General features: G+C 66.6%; 3 protein-coding genes and 1 pseudogene. 3 read left to right on the top strand and 1 reads right to left on the bottom strand.

Annotated elements, in window-relative coordinates; translation table 11 throughout:
• A partial coding sequence (locus VML93_RS37920) for an alpha/beta hydrolase fold domain-containing protein (protein ID WP_325618942.1) occupies positions 1–312 on the top strand: 312 nt, incomplete at its 5' end.
• Positions 313–343: 31 nt separating this feature from the next.
• Entirely contained in the window at positions 344–544 is a 201-nt protein-coding gene (locus tag VML93_RS37915) for a hypothetical protein (RefSeq protein ID WP_325618940.1), read from the top strand.
• Positions 545–548: 4 nt separating this feature from the next.
• On the opposite strand, the gene VML93_RS37910 is transcribed toward VML93_RS37915, so the two are convergent.
• Complete coding sequence (locus VML93_RS37910; protein ID WP_325618938.1) at positions 549–2093, bottom strand: molybdopterin-dependent oxidoreductase; 1545 nt, start codon at positions 2091–2093, stop codon at positions 549–551.
• Positions 2094–2269: 176 nt separating this feature from the next.
• On the opposite strand from VML93_RS37910, the pseudogene VML93_RS37905 reads away from it, so the two are divergent.
• Positions 2270–2545: pseudogene (locus VML93_RS37905) on the top strand (adenylate/guanylate cyclase domain-containing protein); the annotation flags it as partial.
• Positions 2546–3007 lie beyond the last annotated feature (462 nt).

Genomic DNA, 3007 nt, shown 5'->3' with positions numbered 1-3007 from the left:
GACCACTACATCGACGCGGCGGATCGAAGCGATCCCCGCTTCGCACCGTTAAGTGCCGTCGATTTGTCCGGGCTGCCGCCGGCGATCGTGGTGGCGGCCGAGTTCGATCCACTGCGCGACGACGGTGAGGCCTACGCCGCCGCGCTCGATGCGGCGGGCGTCCCGACCGAGCTTGTCCGTGCGCGCGGCGCCATCCACCAATCGATATCGATGGTCGACCTGGTCGTCTCGGGCGCACCGATACGCGCACAGACGGCGGACGCGCTGCGCCGGTTCTTTGCGGCGACGCGCACGCCCGAACTCGCGTCCTGAGGGACCCATTCCCGGCGCGTAGTCTGCCTGTATGAGAAGGACTTTCGTCGTCACATTCGCGGTCGGGGTGATCCTCGCGCTGTTCGGTCTGATCTGGGCGCTGCAGGGATTCGGCGTGCTCCTCGGTAGCCCGATGAGCAACACCACGACCTGGTCCATCATTGGTCCGGTCACGGCGCTGATCGGCATCGCCATCTCGGTATTCAGCTGGCGGAAGCTCTCAGCGAAATAGTGCTTTATGTCTCCGACACAGTGAAGTCCACCGTGTGCCAGCCGGTGGCGCCGTCGGGCGCGGGATCGGCCTGATCCGCGGTTTGGACAGCTCCGGTGTTGTCGGTGGCACGCACGGTAATGGAATGTTTCCCAGGGTTTTTCGGCTGCCAGGCGAAACTCCACAACCGCCACGTCTGGTTGGAATAGCTCGCGCCCAATTCGGCAGGCTGCCATCCGCCGTCGTCGATGCGGACCTCCACGGCACGCACGCCACGATTCTGTGCCCACGCGACGCCGCCCAACACCGCGGGGCCCATTGGTACCTTCTGGCCAGCCCTCGGCACGTCGATGCGCGACTCGGTTTTGATGGGTGCACGCGCTGCCCAGCCCTGCCGCGTCCAGTACGCCTTTGCGCGGTCGAAGCGGGTCAGCTCCAGTTCGACGACCCACTTGGTGGCCGACACGTATCCGTAGAGCCCGGGTACCACCAGCCGGGCAGGGTAGCCGTGCTCGATCGGCAGCGGCTGACCGTTGAGGCCGACCGCCAGCAGCGCGTCGCGGCCGTCGGTGAGCGCCTGCACGGGCGTGCCGGCGGTGAAACCGTCGATCGACGTCGAGAGCACCATGTCGGCGTCCTTGTGCACGCCGGCCGCCGCCAGCAGATCAGCCACCCGGTAACCCGTCCAGATCCCCGTCGAAATAAGTTTTCCTCCAACGGGATTCGACACACAGGTCAACGTCGTCACCGTTTCGGCGACGTCGAAGCGGGCGAGGTCGGCGAAGCCGTAAGTGGCTTCGCGGTCCACCATGCCGTGGATGCGCAGCCGCCAGTCGCCGTGGCTGAGTTGGGGAACACTGAGCGCGGTGTCCACTCGGTAGAAGTCCGCGCTGGGGGTGACGAAGCTTGGTAGCGCAACGCCTTTCGGCTGCACATCAGCGGGTATTGGTGGCGCCGACGTGCGCGGTCGGGGAAGTGTGACGGTGTCGCGGTCAGCGGCCACCGAATGCACCATCCGCGTGGTCACCGCACCCACCACGCCGCTGACTACTCCGAATCCGAGCAGGCCGTATGTGAGCAATTTGCGCCTGCCGGTGTCCGGCTCGTCGTCGGCCCCCGCCTCAGGGTCGTCCGGGCCGGTCCGGATCCGGCGGATCAGCGAACGCAAGGCCGCGACGCCGCAGGCGGCGCCCGCGACGGTGGGGAGCGTGTCGAGTGCTGTCGCGCCCGGCCGCGACAGCACGGCGAGGCATCCGAGGACGCCCGCCCCGGCGATTATGGCGCTGCCGAGCGGGCGGCGTTCGGTCTCGAGGGTCCCGGCGATCGCGGCGATCGTCGCGATCACCACGAGTACGACGACGGCCAGGAATAGCTTGTCCAGAGTGCCCAGGGTCTGAATCGCCCACTCCTTGATGGGCCCCGGGGTCAGGTCGACGACCACCGAGCTGATCGCGGTACGCGCATCGGCCCGCGCGCCGAACGGGACGCCGGCCAGCTGGGCCACCCCGAGCGAGACGGCAGCGGCGGCAACGCCGGCGATCATCCGCTCATTGGACGGGGCGACAGCCATCGGAGCTACTGTACTCGGGTTTTACCGCAAATACCTTGCCGTGCAGGCGAACCGGGAACTCATGCATGCTGTCGGCAACCCGTGGCACGGTACTGGCCAGCTAAGCCTGCCCAGTCTGTCTCAAACTGGGTCGCCGATGTCGCCTTGACGTGGGATTTGTGTGACATCCTAATCGGATGTCCGCTGATCAGGCGGTCCTCCCCTCGGGGGTTGTGACGTTTCTGTTCACCGACGTGGAGGGTTCGACCCGTCGGTGGGAGGCCGACGCGGATGGCATGCGGGTGGCGCTCGCCGCACATGACGAGGTGCTGCGCACGGCGATCGAGACGCAGGGCGGTTTCATGTTCAAGCACACCGGCGACGGTGTGTGCGCGTCGTTCGCGTCGCCTCGATCTGCGGTTGATGCCGCGGTGGCCGCACAGCGGACACTCGAATTGCCGGTGCGGATTGGAAGCCCATGACCACCCCTAGGACGGCGCGCCGATCGCTGGCAGCGGCCGAGTTTCCCGTAACGCCTGCGGCGCACCATCGAGTCGGACGGCAAAGTTCTGCAGCGAATGCGGCAAGCCAGTTGTCACCCAATCCGCCGTGTACAGGATGGTCCCGCGCGAGAACGTGGCTTCGAGTTGCTCGCCAAAGTGCGGGAGCGGTCCGCTAACAACCGGTTCGGCTTGAACACTCTGCCAATAATCGACGTACACATCGCACGGGAAAGAGTGCGGACCGGAGATCCCGGCGGTGCCATCGAATTGGGGCAACCTTGACCCGGTGCGGTCGTCTCGTCATCGTAAGCAGATATGAAAGCGGTCGTGCTGCGTGAGGTCGGGCAAGCCACAACGGTGGAGGAGCTCGAACTGCGGCCGCTGGCCGGCCACGAGGTGAAGGTGCGGCTGGCCGCCAGCGGCGTGTGCCAC

This window comes from Mycobacterium sp. (assembly GCF_035499775.1).
Taxonomy (GTDB): domain Bacteria; phylum Actinomycetota; class Actinomycetes; order Mycobacteriales; family Mycobacteriaceae; genus Mycobacterium.
Note: the sequence above shows the minus strand (reverse complement) of the source record. Positions and strands in the feature narration are given on the sequence as shown.